General features: G+C 62.1%; 13 protein-coding genes. 7 read left to right on the forward strand and 6 right to left on the reverse strand.

The window, feature by feature from the left end; all coding sequences use genetic code 11:
* Positions 1 to 107 precede the first annotated feature (107 nt).
* Entirely contained in the window at positions 108 to 1,718 is a 1,611-nt protein-coding gene (locus LJX93_RS21260) for an FMN-binding glutamate synthase family protein (protein WP_033702690.1), read from the forward strand.
* A 13-nt stretch (positions 1,719 to 1,731) separates the two neighbouring features.
* On the opposite strand, the gene LJX93_RS21265 is transcribed toward LJX93_RS21260, so the two are convergent.
* From LJX93_RS21265 to LJX93_RS21280, 4 genes are all read right to left on the reverse strand, one after another.
* On the reverse strand, positions 1,732 to 3,243 hold the full coding sequence (locus LJX93_RS21265; RefSeq protein ID WP_052040687.1) for a glycosyltransferase family 39 protein: 1,512 nt from the start codon (positions 3,241 to 3,243) through the stop codon (positions 1,732 to 1,734).
* Positions 3,243 to 4,205, reverse strand: a complete 963-nt coding sequence (locus tag LJX93_RS21270) for a glycosyltransferase family 2 protein (RefSeq protein WP_033702691.1) — start codon at positions 4,203 to 4,205, stop codon at positions 3,243 to 3,245. Before LJX93_RS21270 ends, LJX93_RS21265 begins: the two co-directional genes overlap by 1 nt.
* On the reverse strand, positions 4,190 to 4,573 hold the full coding sequence (locus LJX93_RS21275; protein WP_033702993.1) for a GtrA family protein: 384 nt from the start codon (positions 4,571 to 4,573) through the stop codon (positions 4,190 to 4,192). The genes LJX93_RS21270 and LJX93_RS21275 overlap by 16 nt, the downstream gene beginning before the upstream one ends.
* Positions 4,574 to 4,718: 145 nt before the next feature.
* Positions 4,719 to 6,137, reverse strand: coding sequence for an amino acid permease (locus LJX93_RS21280; RefSeq protein ID WP_033702692.1), 1,419 nt, complete (start codon positions 6,135 to 6,137; stop codon positions 4,719 to 4,721).
* 424 nt (positions 6,138 to 6,561) lie between these two features.
* On the opposite strand from LJX93_RS21280, the gene LJX93_RS21285 reads away from it, so the two are divergent.
* The 3 genes from LJX93_RS21285 to LJX93_RS21295 all read left to right on the forward strand — a co-directional run bounded on the left by LJX93_RS21285 (position 6,562) and on the right by LJX93_RS21295 (position 11,087).
* Complete coding sequence (locus tag LJX93_RS21285; protein WP_033702693.1) at positions 6,562 to 9,699, forward strand: biosynthetic peptidoglycan transglycosylase; 3,138 nt, start codon at positions 6,562 to 6,564, stop codon at positions 9,697 to 9,699.
* An 87-nt stretch (positions 9,700 to 9,786) separates the two neighbouring features.
* A complete protein-coding gene (locus tag LJX93_RS21290) occupies positions 9,787 to 10,329 on the forward strand; it encodes a PadR family transcriptional regulator (protein ID WP_095064248.1) in 543 nt (180 codons plus the stop codon).
* A complete protein-coding gene (locus tag LJX93_RS21295) occupies positions 10,326 to 11,087 on the forward strand; it encodes a siderophore-interacting protein (protein WP_227696400.1) in 762 nt (253 codons plus the stop codon). The genes LJX93_RS21290 and LJX93_RS21295 overlap by 4 nt, the downstream gene beginning before the upstream one ends.
* Positions 11,088 to 11,133: 46 nt before the next feature.
* On the opposite strand, the gene LJX93_RS21300 is transcribed toward LJX93_RS21295, so the two are convergent.
* On the reverse strand, positions 11,134 to 11,784 hold the full coding sequence (locus tag LJX93_RS21300) for a Pr6Pr family membrane protein (RefSeq protein ID WP_033702695.1): 651 nt from the start codon (positions 11,782 to 11,784) through the stop codon (positions 11,134 to 11,136).
* Between the two features lies 1 nt (position 11,785).
* On the reverse strand, positions 11,786 to 12,007 hold the full coding sequence (locus LJX93_RS21305) for a VF530 family DNA-binding protein (RefSeq protein ID WP_033702696.1): 222 nt from the start codon (positions 12,005 to 12,007) through the stop codon (positions 11,786 to 11,788).
* A gap of 165 nt (positions 12,008 to 12,172) precedes the next feature.
* On the opposite strand from LJX93_RS21305, the gene LJX93_RS21310 reads away from it, so the two are divergent.
* From LJX93_RS21310 to LJX93_RS21320, 3 genes are all read left to right on the forward strand, one after another.
* Positions 12,173 to 14,224, forward strand: a complete 2,052-nt coding sequence (locus LJX93_RS21310) for a TonB-dependent receptor (RefSeq protein WP_227696401.1) — start codon at positions 12,173 to 12,175, stop codon at positions 14,222 to 14,224.
* Positions 14,225 to 14,489: 265 nt separating this feature from the next.
* Positions 14,490 to 15,824, forward strand: coding sequence for a carbohydrate porin (locus LJX93_RS21315; protein WP_047583634.1), 1,335 nt, complete (start codon positions 14,490 to 14,492; stop codon positions 15,822 to 15,824).
* 31 nt (positions 15,825 to 15,855) lie between these two features.
* Positions 15,856 to 18,267 (forward strand): glucose/quinate/shikimate family membrane-bound PQQ-dependent dehydrogenase, encoded by a 2,412-nt coding sequence (locus LJX93_RS21320; protein ID WP_033702699.1) that lies wholly within the window; start codon positions 15,856 to 15,858, stop codon positions 18,265 to 18,267.
* Positions 18,268 to 18,293: the final 26 nt, after the last annotated feature.

Here is an 18,293-nt window from a genome sequence, read left to right on the forward strand (position 1 = left end):
AATGATTTTCGATACCCCGATTTTCATTTTCACTACCGCCCAACCGGGCTATGGTCGGGGTTTGCCCCAGGCCCCTGAGCCTGACCGCGCCATCGCAAGGACCCCGTATGAGCCTGTCACTTCTCAGCCGCTACGCCTTCTTCGCCGCCTGTGTACTGTTCACCCTGGCGAGCCTGCCCTTCACCCACCACGAGTGGTTGTGGCCCTTCACCCTGACCACTGCCGTACTCAGCCTGATCGGCGTGTTCGACCTGCTGCAAAAGCGCCACGCAGTACGCCGCAACTACCCGATCCTCGGCAACATCCGCTACCTGGTCGAGGGCATTCGCCCGGAAATCCGCCAGTACCTGCTCGAAGCCGACAGCGACGCCCTGCCCTTCTCCCGCGCTCAGCGCTCGCTGGTGTATGCCCGGGCCAAGAACGAAGCCTCGGACAAACCCTTCGGCACCCTGATCGACGTCTACCAGTCCGGCTTCGAATTCATCGGCCACTCCATGCGCCCAGCACCGCTGACCGACCCTGCGGGTTTTCGCATCGTCGTCGGCGGGCCGCAGTGCAGCCAGCCGTATTCGGCGTCGATCTTCAACATTTCGGCGATGAGTTTCGGTTCACTCAGCGCCAACGCCATCCGCGCCCTGAACGAAGGCGCCAAGCTGGGCAACTTCGCCCACGACACCGGCGAAGGCAGCATCAGCCCCTACCACCGCGAACACGGTGGCGACCTGGTGTGGGAGCTGGGCAGCGGCTACTTTGGCTGCCGTACCGCAGACGGGCGGTTCGACCCGGAACGCTTCGCCGCCCAGGCACGTACCCCCCAGGTACGGATGATCGAAATCAAGATGAGCCAAGGCGCCAAGCCCGGCCACGGCGGCATCCTGCCCAAGCACAAGGTGACCCAGGAAATTGCCGAAACCCGCGGCATCCTCATGGGCGAGGACTGCATTTCGCCGTCGCGCCACAGCGCCTTCTCGACGCCGATTGAAATGATGCAGTTCATTGCCCAGTTGCGCGAGCTGTCCGGCGGCAAGCCGGTGGGCTTCAAGTTCTGCCTGGGCCACCCATGGGAGTTCATGGGCATCGCCAAGGCCATGCTGGAAACTGGCATCCTCCCCGATTTCATCGTCGTCGACGGCAAGGAAGGGGGCACTGGCGCGGCGCCAGTGGAGTTCACCGACCATATCGGCGTGCCGCTGCGCGAAGGCTTGCTGTTCGTGCATAACACCTTGGTCGGCCTGAACCTGCGCGACAAGATCAAGCTCGGTGCCAGTGGCAAGATCGTCAGTGCTTTCGACATCGCCAGCGTATTGGCCATCGGCGCCGACTGGGCCAACGCAGCGCGTGGTTTCATGTTCGCGATTGGTTGCATCCAGTCGCAGAGCTGCCATACCAACAAGTGCCCGACCGGTGTGGCCACTCAGGACCCGTTGCGCCAGCGCGCACTGGTGGTGCCGGACAAGGCCCAGCGGGTATTGAACTTCCACCACAACACCCTGCGCGCCCTGGCCGAAATGCTCGCTGCGGCCGGCCTGGAACACCCGGCACAGCTGGAAGCCAAGCACTTGGTGCGACGGGTATCGGCCACCGAGATCAAGCTGTTCTCGCAGATGCATGTGTTCCTCAAACCAGGGGAGTTGCTGACCGGTGAGGTGGATGGGCAGTTCTATTCGCGGATGTGGCAGATGGCGCGGGCCGACAGTTTCGAGCCACAAGCGGCCTGAGGCGGCTCACGGTTCAGCGATTGGCTTGTTCAGGCACTGCAAACAACAATGCCTTGAACGAGCCCTCGACGATTTCATCAACTTTCACCCACCCGTCGACGGGCATACGCGGCGTGTAAGCAGACGAAGGTTCAGTCACCAGCCAGAGGCGTTTGAAGTGGTTCGCCAGTCTCTGTGGCGTTGTTACGTAAAGCTCATCTGAGCGTTGATAAAACAACGTCAAGGTACCGTAGGTGGTTGCCGCCTTACCGGTCGCATCAGGTTCAATCTGGGTATAGAGAAATGCCGGGCGTCCCGTGGCATTGTAGTACTCGATCGAGAGGTAGTGCCTTTTGCGATCGCCTAACAAAGCATCCCCTGAGCGCCAGTACTTATTAACATGTGCCATCACCGTACCCAGATCACCACCCGGCTTCGCCTGGTAATTGTAGGCATAGGCCAGCCCTGCAAGTTCGATGAACAGACAGCCAGCAACCGATGCCAGTAACGTTCGCCTCGGCCACGTATCAGCGGCGACCGCTACCAGCAACGGCAGCCCCATGAGGGAGAAAAGCAGATAACGGTTGATGAATAACGGCATGGCATAGGAGATCAGCCAGACGACAAGGATGGGAACAAAGCAATAACTCAATAGCAATACATTCGGCTGCCCACGCGTCGAGACATGGCGCAATACCCGTAGCGAAGCAAACACAAGAAAAATGGACAGCAACACAGACAAGACGTCTGCATAGGCAGCCTCCTCACATTGGGTAAATGCATTCCAGAACGATCGCGGCATGCTCAAGAGGGAAGCCGGATAGTGAACAATCCAGGCCACCAACTCACGGTGATGCAGTTGACGATACAAGATGGGCAGCCAAGGCAGATAGGCCACGACGATTCCCACATGCCCCACCCACCAGGCACGAGCCAATACAAGACGCTTGCCATGTGAATCCGTAGTCACTGACAGGTAGAGCCAATTGGCCAATGCGCACAAGGCTGCAAAGTAGTGGGTGTACAACGCGGCGACCATGAGTAGGCTGTAGGCAACCAGGTAGAGGTTTTTTTGCCTGGATACCCACTGCCAAAGCATGTAGATCGCCGACAACAGCAGCAGACTCAGCAACGCGTACATTCGGGCTTCCTGGCTAAAACGTATGGCCATGGGAAAGAATGCCAACAAGAGGCCAGCAATCATTGCGGCACGCCAAGACGCCAGGTGCCTTGTCAGCAACATACCCATGCCTACCGAAGCGACGCCCGCGCCAACGCTCAAACTACGAACCGCCAGCGCATCACTGCCAAACCACTGCATCCAGTAATGCAGAACCAAGTAATACAGGGGCGGATGGACGTCCCGGGCGGTATGAAACAGTATCTGCTCAGGCGACAGGCGGCTGAGTAAGACACTGAATGCCTCATCCAGCCAGATAGTGCGCGTCGTTACCTGATGAAAGCGCAAGGCAGCACTCATCAGCAAAATTGCCACGACCACGCAAGCTTTTGCACGGGTCTCTTGCCAGCGTAGCGAAACGGCCATTATCTCTCCTTGATCAACGCCCGCCCTGATTGCGCCGGGTCACACCCGACCTTGCCCCTGACGACATAACGAGGGCGATGCTTGGATTCCATGTAGATACGGCCAATGTATTCACCCAAGACTCCGATCCCGATCAACTGCACGCCACCGAGAAATAAGATGGCCGTCATCAGCGAGGGATAGCCTGGGACAGGGTTGCCAAAGATCAGCTTGTCAGCGACCAGCACCGCTGCGTAAACCAACGCTGTGAAGGCGATAGTCCCGCCCACATAGGTCCACAGCCGCAACGGTACAGTGCTGAACGAGGTGATGCCGTCCAATGCCAGATTCCATAACTTCCAGGCGTTGAAACGGCTACCGCCCTGAGCCCGTGCAGCGCGCTCATATTCAACCACCGTGGTGCTAAACCCCGCCCAGGACAGCATGCCTTTCATGAACAGCTGTTGTTCAGGCATCGACTTGATCACGTCCACGACTTTGCGGTCGAGCAGCCGGAAGTCACCGACATTCTCTTCAATGTGTATCTGCGATATCCGCTTGAGCAAAAAGTAGAAGCCTCCGGCCGTTAATCGCTTCAAGTAGCAGTCACTGGAACGGTCCCGGCGCTTGGCAAGCACCACTTCAAAACCGGCTCGCCACTGCTCGATCAACAGGGGTATGACCTCTACCGGATCCTGCAGGTCGACATCGATAGGGATAACTGCATCGCCACGGGCCATTTCCAGCCCAGCGAGGAGTGCCGCTTCCTTGCCAAAGTTACGTGAGAGGTCGACCAGCATGACATCCGGGTCACCCGCAATCAGCTGACGAACCTGCTGTTCACTGCCGTCCTGGCTGCCATCATTGACGAAGATCACCTCGACCCTTGCCGGTTCCCCGTGCAGCGCACGGCGAACCGCGTCATAGAATGGGCGAATTGCCAGTTCTTCATCGAATATCGGGACGATCAGCGAAATAACCATTTGCGCTGCTCCGTGAAGATCCACCGCGACAACAGGAAACCCAGCAGCAGACTCATGGCTGAGTACAACGCGACAGTGACAACCGGCCGCCACTGCTGATTGTCAGCGATAGCCCCCAGCGTCAGGCTGAGGCTGCCCATACCCGCCACGAACACCAGATACCGCAAGAGCGAAATACGCACCTTGAAGGTATATCGGGAGTTGGCCAGAAAAGAGAACGACAACGCTGTGAAGAAGGCAGTGAGGTTACTGATCGCCTGGTCAGTACCGGCAAACAGTTGCATCGCAGTGAACACTGCCACGTGGATGGCGGTATTGAAGATACCGACGATCACGTACTTGAAAAACGCGGGTGCTCTGCATCGCATGGTACAGATGCCCTTCCTGGCCTGGCCTGAACGCCACGTTAGGCAATAAACCTAGGGCGTTCTACTGACAAAAATGCCAGTTGACGAGCAATGACCCAGAAGGGCTGTAGCTGAAAGGGCCGCCCGAAGGCGGCCCCCGGCCTCGTCAGGACGCTGGGCTGACGATGCCCTGCGGCTGTTTCGGCGCCAGGCGGAAGGTGTAGTACAAGGCGGTCAGCAACACCAGGAACGCCGGGCCGATGTACAGCGCCACGCGGGTGTCTTCGAAGTACGCCATCAGCCCTACCACCAGCACCAGGAAGGCCAGTGCCAGGTAGGAGCTCAGTGGCCACAGCCACATGCGGTATTTCAGCGCCTTGCGCTCGGCAGTGGTGAGCCCGGCGCGGAACTTCAGCTGCGCCAGCAGGATCATCACCCAAGTCCAGATCGCGCCGAAGGTGGCGATCGACGTCACCCAGACAAAGACCTTTTCCGGCACCAGGTAGTTGGCCAGTACGCCCAGCAGCAGCGCGCCGATCGACAGCAGCAGCGCATTGCGCGGCACGCCGTTTTTCGAGGTGCGGGCAAAGGTGGCCGGGGCCTGGCCATTCTGCGCCAGGCTGTAGAGCATGCGACCGGTGCTGAAGATACCGCCGTTGCACGACGACAGTGCTGCAGTGATGACCACGAAGTTGATGATGCCGGCAGCGGTCTTGATACCAAGGCGTTCGAAGGTCATGACGAACGGGCTGCCCTGGCTGCCGATCTCGTTCCACGGGTAGATCGACAGGATCACGAACAACGCCCCTACGTAGAACAGCAGGATGCGCCAGAACACCGAACCGATAGCCTGCGGAATGGTTTTTTGCGGGTTGCGTGCTTCGCCGGCGGTCAGGCCGATCATTTCCACGCCCAGGTAGGCGAACATCACCATCTGCAGCGACATCAGCACGCCGGTCACGCCGTTGGGCATGAAACCGCCATTGCTCCACAGGTTGGAGATACCCATGGCCACGCCGTCGTTGCCCAAGCCGAAGGCAATGATGCCGATACCGCCCAGGACCATGGCAATGATGGTGACGATCTTGATCAGGGCAAACCAGAACTCGAACTCACCGAACGCCTTGACCGCCACCAGGTTGACCGCGCCCATGCTGCCCAGCGCTGCCAAGGCCCAGATCCAGCGGGGGACGTCGGGGAACCAGATGCCCATGTAGATGGCTACGGCGGTGATTTCCGCCACGCAGGTCACCAGCCACAGGAACCAATAGTTCCAGCCGGTGAGAAAGCCCGCCAACGGGCCGAGGTAATCCTGGGCATAGCGGCTGAACGAGCCGGCAACGGGGTTGTGCACGGCCATCTCGCCGAGGGCACGCATGATCACCAGGATGGCCAGGCCACCAATGATGTAGGACAGCATGATGGCTGGGCCGGCCATTTCGATGGCTTTGGCCGAACCGAGGAAAAGACCGACACCGATACAGGCGCCCAGCGCCATCAGACGGATGTGCCGTTCGCCAAGTTCACGCTTCAGAGGGCCGCCCTGAGCGGTCTCGGCGTGGGCAGGGTGGTTGCCGACGGGCATAGCAATACAACCTCATTTTGTTATTGGATTTGACCTTCGTGCAGCACCGGCCGCGCCGATAGGCGGGACGTAGACTTGCCGGGCTGGCCTCGTGGGCCGGCCCGTGTGCCGGCGTAGAGCGTCCGGCAGGGCGAAGGGGGCGAGCAGTATAGGAAGCTCCCTGTAGGGATTTTCACTGTATAAACGGGGAAATTCGGCGAGAAATCTCGCCCCTGTGGGCGCGGCCTTGAGTCGCGACAAGGGCTGCGAAGCCGCCGTAAAAATCCTGTAGCCACCTTAACAACATCGCCTCACCCCGAAACCCACACCAAAGCCGCATATCCCTACGCCACTTTTCTCGCCCTCTTACAAATTTTTCACCTAACCCGGTCAACGTCTAAGCTTCAGACAAGCAAGACGAAAATACCTGGCCGGATTGAAGACTATGGGCGCACTGTGGCAATCGGAACCAACCAGAACGGAAGCACCCGCAACCCCTCCGGCCGAGATGCCACCTGTAAAGTCCCCACGTCAGCGTCGGCTCTGGTGGCGGCTGATCATCCTCATCCTGCTGGTGGCCATCATCGCCCTCGGCTTTGCCGCCTATGACGAATTCCGCACCTCCAACCTGCAATCGCGGGAATTCAGCAAACTGGCCACCACCCTGACCTATTCGCTGCAGCCAGGGCCCAGCGATGCCATCGTCTACCCCGGTGAAGGCCCCTTCGACAAACGCCTGGGCTACAGCGCGCTAGGCGAATTCCTGCCGCGGTTGCTCAAGCGCGACTACCTGATCAGCGAACAGGTGAAATTCTCGCCAGCGTTGATGGACTACGTCGATCACGGCCTGTTCGCCCCCTATATCGAGAAGATCCAGGCCGGCCTGTCGATCACCGACTGCCGTGGCGACACGCTCTACCAGTACAACTACCCGCAACACCTGTACCCGGACTTTGCGGCGATCCCGCCGGTGATCGTCAACAGCCTGTTGTTCATCGAAAACCGCGACCTGCTCGACAGCAAGGACCCGCGCAACAACCCTGCGGTCGACTGGCCGCGCTTCGCCAAGGCGGCCTACAGCCAAGTGGCCAAGTACTTTGCCCTGCCCGGCCAGTCGGCTGGCGGCAGTACCCTGGCGACGCAGCTTGAGAAGTACCGCCACTCACCGGACGGCCTGACCGTTTCTGGCGCCGAGAAGATTCGCCAGATGATTTCTGCCAGCGTGCGTGCCTATCAAGGCGGCCCGGACACCACCGAGGCGCGCCAGCGCATCGTGCGCGACTACCTCAACAGCGTGCCGCTTTCGGCTGTGCCGGGCCACGGCGAAGTGCATGGCATGGCTGAGGGCCTGCGGGTGTGGTACGGCGCCGATTTCGACCAGGTCAACCAGGCCCTGACCTCGACCGCCCAGGACCCTGAAAGCCTGGCCGCGCGTGGCCTGGCCCTGCGCCAGGTGCTGTCGTTGATGATCGCCCAGCGCCGCCCCTCGCATTACCTGTCCAAAGGCCGGGTCGAACTGGCCGAACTCACCGACTCGCATGTTCGCGTACTCGCCGCCAACCAAGTCATCGACCAGCCGCTGGCCGACGCGGCGCTGGCCAGCAAGGCGGTGTATCGCGACTGGGTGGCGCAACCGACCATCGTTCCGATCATCACCAACAAAGGCATCAGCCTGGCCCGTAATCGCCTGGCGGCCATGCTCAACCGCCCGCTGTACGACCTCGACCGCCTCGACCTGTCGGCCACCAGCACCTTGCAGGCCGACCTGCAGATGCAAGTAAGCCAGTACCTGAAAAACCTCTCCGACCCCGAGTTTGCGGCACAGATCGGGCTGATCGGCGAGCGCCTGCTGACCGCCAAGACCACCGACCAGGTGCGCTACAGCTTCACGCTGTTCGAGCGCACCGAAGACGGCTCGCGGGTGCGGGTGCAGACGGACAGCACCGACCAGCCCTTCGACATCAACGAAGGCAGCAAGCTGGAGTTGGGTTCTACCGCCAAGCTGCGGGTGCTCACCACCTACCTTGAGATCATTGCGGAGTTGCACGACAAGTACGCCGGCAAACCTGCTGCCGAGCTGAAAAAGGTCGAGGTGGCCGAACTGGACCGCCTCACCCAGTGGTCGCTGGAATGGCTGATGCAAAACAGCAAAAACCAGAACCTCGATGCGATGCTCGACGCCGCCCTGGAACGCAAGTATTCGGCCAATACCGGCGAAGCCTTCTTCACCGGGGGGGGCATGCACGTGTTCAACAACTTCCGCAAGGAAGACAACGGCCGCAACCCGACCCTGAAGATTGCCCTGCGCGAGTCGATCAACCTGCCGTTCATCCGGCTGATGCGCGACGTGGTGCGTTATGTGACCTACCAGCAGCCGTTCAACCGGGTACCGCTGCTCAAGGACGACGCCGACCCACGCCGCCAGGAATACCTGGCCCGCTTTGCCGACAAGGAAGGCACCAACTACCTGATGCGGTTCTGGAAGAAGTACCAGCGCAAGACCTCGCAGCAGCGCCTGGACACCTTCCTCGACAGCATGCGCGTGACCCCACAGCGCCTGGCGGCAGTGCACCGTTACCTGTTCCCCGAAGCCGGCCAGGAAACCTTCAATGCGTTTGTGCGCGCCCACAGCAAGGACGACAAGATCGCCCTGGGCAAGCTGACCGACGGTCGCCTGTCGGAGATGTACGACGCCTACGGCCCAGGCAAGTACGACTTGCCCGACCAGGGTTACATCGCCAAGGTCCACCCCCTCGACCTGTGGCTGCTCGGCTACCTGCTCAAACACCCAAGCTCGACGCTGACCGAAATGGTCAATGCCAGCCGCTTCGAACGCCAGGAGGTGTACGGCTGGTTGTTCAAGAGCCGTCACCAGGGCGCCCGCGACAGCCGCATCCGCACCATGGTCGAGATCGAAGCGTTCCTCGACATCCACCAACGCTGGAAGCGCGTGGGCTATCCGTTCGACCATCTGGTGCCGTCACTGGCCACCGCCATCGGCAGCTCGGGCGACCGCCCGGCCGCCCTCTCCGAGCTGGTCGGCATCATCCAGAACGACGGCGTGCGCCTGCCCACGTTGCGCATCGATACCCTGCACTTCGCCGATAACACGCCCTACGAGACCAAGCTGGTGAGTGACCCGGACCGCGGCCAACGGATCTTGCCGGTGGAGGTTGCTCGTGCGCTCAAAGGGGCCATGTCGCAAGTGGTAGACGCGGGTACCGCGCGGCGTATTTCCGGCAGTTTCAAGCTGCAAGACGGCACGCCGCTGGTGATGGGCGGCAAGACCGGGACCGGCGACAACCGCATCGAAAGCTTCGGCGCTGGCGGCCGCTTGATCGGCTCGCGTTCGCTGAACCGCACTGCCACGTTCGTGTTCTTCCTGGGCGATAACCACTTCGGCACATTGACCGCATTCGTACCGGGGCGCACGGCGGAAGCCTTCAAATTTACCTCGGCATTGCCGGTGCAGGTGCTCAAGGGCATGGCACCGATCCTCATGCCATACCTGCAACCGGGCAACCCGAATGAGTGCAAAGCGCCCCAGGTAGCCATGCATGGGAATAACCCATCAACTATTTAGTTGATAATCATCTGCATCTAGGGCTTGTCTTTAGATATATCTTGAGTAATATCTTAAGATATATCGCACAAGACGGAGCCCATGATCATGCGCGAACATTCACCCCACGACCCTTTCGAGCGACGCCCCGGCCGCGGCGAACGCGGCCCACGCGTATTCGCCCCCGGCGACCTCAAGCTGCTGATGCTGGCCTTGCTGGCTGAGCAACCTGGCCACGGTTACGACCTGATCCGCCAGATCGAGAACCAGTTCGACGGCAGCTACAGTCCAAGCCCCGGCGTCATCTACCCGACCCTCAACTTCCTTGAGGAAGCCGAGCTGATCAGCGGCCAGCCCCAGGGCAGCAAACGCCTCTATGTCATCACCGATGCCGGCCGCAACGCCCTGGCCGAACAAGCTGTGGCCCTTGACGGCGTGCGCATGCGCATCGAAGTCAGCAAGCGCGCCCTGCGCGGCCACGACCGCCCACCCGAGATCCACGAGGCGGTCGGCAACCTGCGCCATGCCCTGCACATGCACAGCGGGCGCTGGACACCCGAAGAAATCGAGCGCGTCCGCGACCTGCTCAACACCACTGCCAAGGCCATCGCCTCCGGGCCGGCCAACCCTGTTTCGGAGAACACCCCATGAGTGACACCATTCACCGCGTCAACCACGAGATACGCCAACGCCGCCTCGAGGTGCTGCGCGTCACCGACCTGACCCCGCGCATGCGCCGTATCACCCTGGGGGGTGCGGAACTGGAAGGCTTTACCAGCGTCGGCACTGACGACCATGTGAAGCTGCTGTTTGCCGAAACGCCGGAGCAACAGCAAGCGATCGAAGCGCGCAATCTGGGTCGTGAAGGTGGCGCACGCCCCACCATGCGTGAATACACCCCACGGCGTATCGACCTGGTCGGCCATGAGCTGGACCTTGACTTCGTCCTGCACGGTGATGGCCCTGCCTCCACCTGGGCCGCCCAGGCTACACCGGGCCAGTACCTGAACATCGCCGGCCCACGGGCCTCGATGGTGGTACCGGACATCTTCGACAGCTACTTGCTGATCGGTGACGAAACCGCGATTCCTGCAATCGGGCGGCGCCTGGAAGAACTGCCTGCGGACCGCCAGGTGCTGGCGGTGATCCAGATCGAAGACGAACAGGAGCGCCAGCCGCTGCCGAGCAAGGCACAAGTGGACGTGATCTGGGTACGGCGCCAGGAAGAAGACCTGCTGGCGCTGCTGAAGAACCTGACCTTGCCGCAAGGCAGGCTGTACGGTTGGGTAGCGCTGGAAAAAGCCCTGACCCGCCAGGCCAAGGCCTTGCTGCTGGAGAAAGGCGTGCAGGAAGATGCGCTGAAAGCGGCTGCCTACTGGCGCGCCGACGGTACTGCGGACGACGCGTGATGGGCCCGGGTACAAACAACCTGACAGTCACCAGAACCCCGCTAAATCAATGATTTAGCGGTTGTTCCATGACAGAGCGGCCGCGCCACCGGTCCAGGCCAAGCAGCACCAGGCCAATCGCCCAGAACCCCGCCAACACCCCCAGCGCATTGAGCATCACCCGCCCATACCCGAGGCTCGCCACGTCGATGAACGGGTAGGCATACACGCCAATCTCACTCCCCCGCCACAGTGCATAGGCAAAATACAGCGCCGGGTACAGCGCCCAGGCCGCCAGGTGCCACAGCCGCAACCTGCCCTTGGGCACGGCAAACCACCAGTACACCACGAACAGCGCGGGCATCACATCGTGCAGCAACTCGTCCGCCAGCCACTGCCAGCCCTCGGGCTGCCACAGGTGGCGCAACAGCACGCTGTAGGCCAGCGCCACCAGCACGATACTGGCCGCTACAGCAGAACTCACCGACGGCAGTAGAAAGAAGCGCCTGGCGCGACCCTCCCGGCCGAATGCCGCATAACTCAGCACCGTCGCCACCAGGGTGTTGGTCAACACGGTGAAGTAGCCGAACACGTTGACCAGGCCGCCAATCAGGCTGGCCTGCTCCTGCCAGCGCGCCAGCAATACCAGGTAGACCTGCACGGCCAGGCCGAACCAGCCGAGCACGGCGGCCAGGCACAGCCACGGGTGGCGCCGCATCTCAGGCGTTGCGCTGCAGCTTCACGTACAGCTGCTCGACCTTCTCCCGCGCCCAAGGGGTCTTGCGCAGAAAAGTCAGGCTCGACTTGATGGTCGGGTTGCTCTTGAAGCAGCGCACGTCGACGCGCTCGGCAAGGCCCTGCCATTGGTAGTGAGCCACCAGCTCGGTGAGGATCTGCTCCAGGGTCTTGCCGTGCAGCGCGTTGTGTTGGGCCATGCTCATGCCAGTGCTCCAGCGTGGGAAAGGTGCGCACCTTACACGAGTGTAGTGGCCGGGCAACCTCAAGCCGCTTGAAAAACCGCTGGCCAGAGGCAAAACCCTTGTGATGAAATAGCAATGTTATACAGTTACATTACAACCGCCTCTGCCAAGGAACGCCCCATCCCCATGCTGTACATCCCGCTCCGCCTCTCCCCCCTCGCCGTCGCGCTCTGGCTGGCCTCATCCCCCAGCCAGGCCGTTGAACTCGAACCCCAGGTGATCACCGCCAACCCGTTGGGCAACCGCCAGCTGGCCGCCCCAAGTACAGTGCTCGAAGGCGACGACCTGCTGCTGCAGCAACAAGGCAGCCTCGGTGAAACCCTGAACAAACAGCCCGGTGTCGCCTCTACCTGGTTCGGTCCAGGCGCCAGCCGCCCGGTGATCCGCGGCCTGGACGGCGACCGCATTCGCATTCTGCGCAACGGCGTCGGCGCCCTGGATGCGTCGTCGCTGTCCTACGACCACGCCGTGCCGCTCGACCCGGTGACCGTGGAGCGCGTCGAAATCGTCCGCGGCCCCGCCGCCCTGCTGTATGGCGGCAATGCGATCGGCGGGGTGGTCAATACGTTCGACAACCGCATCCCCGATGCCCCCATCGAAGGCATCCACGGCGCTGGCGAGCTGCGTTATGGCGGTGCCGACACCACCCGCAGCAGCGCCGGCAAACTGGAGGCCGGCAACGGCGCCTTCGCCCTGCACCTGGACGCCAACAGCCGCCAGTTCAACGACCTGCGCATCCCCGGCTACGCCCGCAGCTCTAAAGTACGGGATGCCGACGAGCCGGGCAGCAAGCACCGCCTGCAGAACAGCGACGGGCGCCAGGATGGCGGAGCGATCGGCGGCGCCTACCACTGGGATCACGGTTATGCCGGCTTGTCATACAGCCGCTATGACAGCAACTACGGCTCGGTGGCCGAGCCTGGCGTACGCCTGGACATGCAACAGGATCACTACGGGTTCGCCTCCGAACTGCGTGACCTGGACGGCCCGTTCAGCTCGGTCAAGGTCGATGCCGGTTATACCGACTACGAACACCGCGAGATCGAACAAGGCGAGGTGCACACCACCTTCAAGAACAAGGGTTACGAGGCGCGCATCGAGGCACGCCATCAGCCGCTCGGGCCCGTTGAAGGGGTGATCGGCGCCCAGGTCAGCCGCAACGAGTTCTCGGCACTCGGCGAGGAGGCTTTTGTGCCGCAGACCGATACCGACAGCCTGGCGCTGTTCATGCTCGAACAATGGCAGGCCACCGAGCGCCTGAACCTGAGCCTGGGCGCGCGTCTGGAACACACCCGGGTCGACCCAGATGCCAAGGGCAACGAAGCCTTTTCCGCCGCTGACAGCGCCAGCAGTTTCAATGCTTTCAGCCTGTCATCGGGGGCGGTGTATCAACTCGACCCCATATGGTCGTTGGCCGCCAACCTGGCCTACACCGAGCGCGCCCCCACCTTCTATGAGTTGTATGCCAACGGTGCGCATGTGGCCACGGGGGCCTTTGAGGTGGGCGATGCCAGCCTGAATAAGGAAAAGGCCATTTCCGCCGACCTGGCCCTGCGCTTCGACAATGGCACCCACAAGGGCAGTGTCGGCGTGTTCTACAGCCACTTTCGCAATTACATTGGCCTGATCGGCACGGGCAACCTGCGTGAAGGCCATGACCACGACCATGGCGAAGATGACCATGATCACAATCATGACCACGACCACGGCGGCTTCCCGGAATACCAGTATCAGGGCGTACGCGCGCGCTTCTATGGCATCGAAGCGCAAGACCGCTGGCAACTGGTGCAGAACCGTTACGGCAGCTTCGCGCTGGAACTGTCCGGCGACTACACCCGGGCCAAGAACCTCGACAGTGGCGAGCCACTGCCGCGTATCGCACCGCTGCGGTTGAACAGCGGGCTGGTCTGGGAGCTGGATCGTTGGCAGGCGCGGGTCGATGTGCAGCACGCCTCGTCGCACCATCGCAAGCCGGGCAATGAGACAAGCACCGATGGCTACACCACGCTGGGCGCCAGCGTGGGCTACCGCTTCGACATCGGGCAAAGCCAGTGGTTGGCGTTTGTGCGGGGTGAAAACCTGACGGACCAGACGGTACGTTATGCCAGTTCGATTCTGCGGGACATCGCGCCAGCGCCTGGGCGCAGTGTGCAAGTCGGGTTGCGTACGTCGTTTTGAAGTCCCCGGGGGGGCGCTGTGCGCCCCTTCGCGGGTCAACCGGTCCCACAGGGTGTGGCAGACGTCAGTACCGCCTGGGACACTGTTACAAGTTCAACAACAATCAACTGCGACAATTTGTCTTTTTTTCTTACAACTTCCCCTATATCCTCCCCGCCGCAAGCTGAATCGCTTCATCGAATCCACCTTGTGGCCATTTCCATTGACGGGCTCGCCCTTCGATGCCCTTGCCGTTTGTTCAATAATCAAAAGATAGCGCTATCTCATGTTTCTGTTGCCCAAAAACTGTTTCATCGGCCTCGCCTTGACCACACTTGCCGCCCCCACCAGCGCCAGCGAGATGTTCGCCAGCGATTCCCCCTGGATGCTGGGCGACTGGGGCGGTACCCGCAGTGAATTGCAGGCAAAAGGTTACGACTTCACCCTCGGCTACACCGGCGAGATGGGCAGCAACCTGCACGGTGGTTACGACCACGATCGCACCGCGCGCTACAGCGACCAGTTCACCTTCGGCAGCCACCTGGACCTGCAGAAAATTTTCGGCTGGAACGACACCGAGTTCCAACTGACCCTCACCGAGCGCCACGGCGACAACATCAGCAACGACCGTATCAACGACCCACGCGTCGGCGGCTTCACTTCCGCCCAGGAAGTCTGGGGCCGTGGTGAAACCTGGCGGCTCACGCAGCTGTGGGTGAAACAGAAGTATTTCGACGGCGCGCTGGACGTCAAATTCGGCCGCTTCGGTGAAGGTGAAGACTTCAACAGCTTCCCCTGCGACTTCCAGAACCTGGCCTTCTGCGGCTCACAGGTGGGCAACTGGGTCGGCGGCATCTGGTACAACTGGCCGGTCAGCCAGTGGGCCCTGCGCGTGCGCTACAACCTGGCCGACACCCTGTATGCCCAGGTCGGCGTGTACGAGCAGAACCCCTCCAACCTGGAATCGGGCAACGGTTTCAAGCTCAGCGGCAGCGGCACCCAGGGCGCGATCATGCCGATCGAACTGGTGTGGAGCCCACGGGTCAATGGCCTGAAAGGGGAATATCGCGCCGGCTACTACTACAGTAATGCCAAGGCACAGGATGTGCTCGACGACAGCAACGGCCAGCCGGCCGCCCTCAGTGGCGCCGCCTACCGCAGCCGTTCGAGCAAGCACGGCATGTGGCTCGGCGCCCAGCAGCAGGTCACCTCGCTGGCGTCCGATCAGTCGCGCGGCCTGAGTCTGTTCGCCAACGCCACTTTGCACGACAAGAAGACCAATGCCATCGACAACTATGTTCAGGCAGGACTGGTATACAAAGGGCCTTTCGATGCCCGCGCCAAGGACGACATCGGCTTCGCCCTTGCCCGCGTGCACGTCAACCCGGCCTATCGCAAGAACGCCCGCCTGGCCAACCAGGCCGCCGGCCTCGACGACTACGACAACCCTGGTTTCCTGCCTGTGCAGGACACCGAGTACAGCGCCGAGCTGTACTACGGCATTCACCTGGCCGACTGGCTCACGGTGCGCCCCAACCTGCAGTACATCCGCCATCCGGGCGGGGTGTCGCAGGTGGACGGCGCCCTGATCGGCGGCCTGAAAATCCAGAGCAGTTTCTGAACCCACTTTTTGACCTAACGGAGAACCTACGATGAGCACTGAAGGTGCCAAGAATGGAACCCGCTGGCTACCGCGCCTTCTGGGCGTGCTGCTGCTGCTGATGGGCCTGGCCCTGCTGGCTGGCGGTATCAAGCTGAGCCAGCTGGGCGGATCGCTGTACTACCTGATCGCAGGCATCGGCTTTGCCTTGTCCGGCATCCTGCTGCTAGCCCAGCGCCGCATCGCCCTTGGGCTGTATGGCCTGGTGCTGCTCGGCAGCACGGCCTGGGCATTGCTGGAAGTGGGCCTTGACTGGTGGCAATTGGTACCGCGCCTGGCCATCTGGTTCGCCATCGGCGTGGTTCTGCTGCTGCCATGGGCGCGTCGCCCGCTGATTGGCCCGGCAGCCAAGGCCAACACCGCGCTGCTCGGCGTTGCAGTGCTGGCCTCTGGCGCCTGTGCCCTGGGTAGCCAGTTCACCCACCCCGGTGAAGTGTTCGGCGAAATCGGCCGCGAGAGCAGCGAGATGGCCAGTGCCGCGCCCGCCATGCCCGACGGCGAATGGCAGGCCTACGGCCGCACCGAGCATGGCGACCGCTACTCGCCACTGCGCCAGATCACCCCGCAGAACGCCTACCGCCTGGAAGAAGCCTGGCGCATCCGTACCGGCGACCTGCCGACCGACAACGACCCGGTGGAGCTGACCAACCAGAACACCCCGTTGAAGGTCAACGGCATGCTCTACGCCTGCACCGCGCACAGCAAGCTGCTGGCCCTGGACCCGGACACCGGCGCGGAGATCTGGCGCTACGACCCTCAGGTCAAGAGCCCGGTCGGCACCTTCAAGGGCTTCGCCCACATGACCTGCCGTGGCGTTTCGTACTATGACGAGAACAACTACGTCAGCCGTGACGGCAGCCCGGCACCGAAAATCACCGACGCCGGCCAGGCCGTCGCCCAGGCCTGCCCGCGCCGCCTGTACCTGCCCACCGCCGACGCCCGCCTGATCGCCATCAACGCCGACAACGGCAAGGTCTGCGAAGGCTTCGCCAACCAAGGCGTGATCGACCTGACCACCGGTATCGGCCCGTTCACCGCTGGCGGCTACTACTCCACTTCGCCTGCGGCGATTACTCGTGATCTGGTGATCATCGGCGGCCATGTTACCGACAACGAGTCGACCAACGAGCCGTCCGGCGTCATCCGCGCCTATGATGTGCACGACGGCCACCTGGTGTGGAACTGGGACAGCAACAACCCGGACGACACCAAGCCACTGGCACCCGGCAAAACCTACAGCCGCAACTCGGCCAACATGTGGTCGATCGCCAGCGTCGATGAAAACCTGGGCATGATCTACCTGCCGCTGGGCAACCAGACCCCAGACCAGTGGGGCGCCGACCGCACCCCGGGCGCCGAAAAGTACAGCGCCGGCGTGGTCGCCCTCGACCTGGCCACCGGCAAGGCCCGCTGGAACTACCAGTTCACCCACCACGACTTGTGGGACATGGACGTCGGCAGCCAGCCGACCCTGGTCCACCTCAAGACCGCCGACGGCGTGAAACCGGCGATCATCGTGCCGACCAAACAGGGCAGCCTGTATGTGCTGGACCGCCGCGACGGCACACCGATCGTGCCGATCCGCGAAATCCCGACGCCACAAGGCGCGGTGAAAGGCGACCACACCTCGCCAACCCAGGCCCGCTCCGACCTCAACCTGCTCGGCCCTGAGCTGACCGAACAGGCCATGTGGGGTGCCACGCCGTTCGACCAGATGCTGTGCCGCATCCAGTTCCGCGAACTGCGTTACGAAGGCCAGTACACCCCGCCGTCCGAGCAGGGGTCGCTGATCTATCCGGGCAACGTCGGCGTGTTCAACTGGGGCAGCGTGTCGGTCGACCCTGTGCGCCAGTTGCTGTTCACCTCGCCCAACTACATGGCGTTCGTGTCGAAGATGGTGCCACGCGAGCAAGTGGCCGCCGGCAGCAAGCGCGAGAGCGAAACCAGCGGCGTGCAGCCGAACACCGGCGCACCGTATGCCGTGACCATGCACCCGTTCATGTCGCCGCTGGGCGTACCGTGCCAGGCACCGGCCTGGGGCTATGTCGCGGCCATCGACCTGTTCACCAACAAGGTCGTGTGGAAGCACAAGAACGGCACCACCCGTGACAGCACCCCGGTGCCGATCGGCCTGCCGGTGGGTGTACCGAGCATGGGTGGTTCGATCGTCACCGCTGGCGGCGTCGGCTTCCTCAGCGGCACCCTGGACCAGTACCTGCGTGCCTACGACACCAACAACGGCAAGGAACTGTGGAAAGCCCGCCTGCCGGCCGGTGGCCAGGCCACGCCGATGACTTACAGCGGCAAAGACGGCAAGCAGTATGTGCTGGTGACCGCTGGTGGCCACGGCTCGCTGGGCACCAAGATGGGTGATTACATCATCGCTTACAAACTCGCCGACTAAGCTTCTAGCGGCAAGCTACAAGCCAC

The organism is Pseudomonas sp. HN2-3 (assembly GCF_020691745.1).
GTDB classification, from domain to species: domain Bacteria; phylum Pseudomonadota; class Gammaproteobacteria; order Pseudomonadales; family Pseudomonadaceae; genus Aquipseudomonas; species Aquipseudomonas capeferrum.

What these genes read in the sequence shown, in the direction of transcription:
- LJX93_RS21280 (WP_033702692.1), bottom strand. Translation starts at nt 6,137, where the DNA reads ATGCCCGTCGGCAACCACCCTGCCCACGCCGAGACCGCTCAGGGCGGC.
- LJX93_RS21315 (WP_047583634.1), top strand. Translation starts at nt 14,490, where the DNA reads ATGTTTCTGTTGCCCAAAAACTGTTTCATCGGCCTCGCCTTGACCACA.
- LJX93_RS21290 (WP_095064248.1), top strand. Translation starts at nt 9,787, where the DNA reads ATGCGCGAACATTCACCCCACGACCCTTTCGAGCGACGCCCCGGCCGC.
- LJX93_RS21260 (WP_033702690.1), top strand. Translation starts at nt 108, where the DNA reads ATGAGCCTGTCACTTCTCAGCCGCTACGCCTTCTTCGCCGCCTGTGTA.
- LJX93_RS21295 (WP_227696400.1), top strand. Translation starts at nt 10,326, where the DNA reads ATGAGTGACACCATTCACCGCGTCAACCACGAGATACGCCAACGCCGC.
- LJX93_RS21270 (WP_033702691.1), bottom strand. Translation starts at nt 4,205, where the DNA reads ATGGTTATTTCGCTGATCGTCCCGATATTCGATGAAGAACTGGCAATT.
- LJX93_RS21285 (WP_033702693.1), top strand. Translation starts at nt 6,562, where the DNA reads ATGGGCGCACTGTGGCAATCGGAACCAACCAGAACGGAAGCACCCGCA.
- LJX93_RS21310 (WP_227696401.1), top strand. Translation starts at nt 12,173, where the DNA reads ATGCTGTACATCCCGCTCCGCCTCTCCCCCCTCGCCGTCGCGCTCTGG.
- LJX93_RS21265 (WP_052040687.1), bottom strand. Translation starts at nt 3,243, where the DNA reads ATGGCCGTTTCGCTACGCTGGCAAGAGACCCGTGCAAAAGCTTGCGTG.
- LJX93_RS21320 (WP_033702699.1), top strand. Translation starts at nt 15,856, where the DNA reads ATGAGCACTGAAGGTGCCAAGAATGGAACCCGCTGGCTACCGCGCCTT.
- LJX93_RS21300 (WP_033702695.1), bottom strand. Translation starts at nt 11,784, where the DNA reads ATGCGGCGCCACCCGTGGCTGTGCCTGGCCGCCGTGCTCGGCTGGTTC.
- LJX93_RS21275 (WP_033702993.1), bottom strand. Translation starts at nt 4,573, where the DNA reads ATGCGATGCAGAGCACCCGCGTTTTTCAAGTACGTGATCGTCGGTATC.
- LJX93_RS21305 (WP_033702696.1), bottom strand. Translation starts at nt 12,007, where the DNA reads ATGAGCATGGCCCAACACAACGCGCTGCACGGCAAGACCCTGGAGCAG.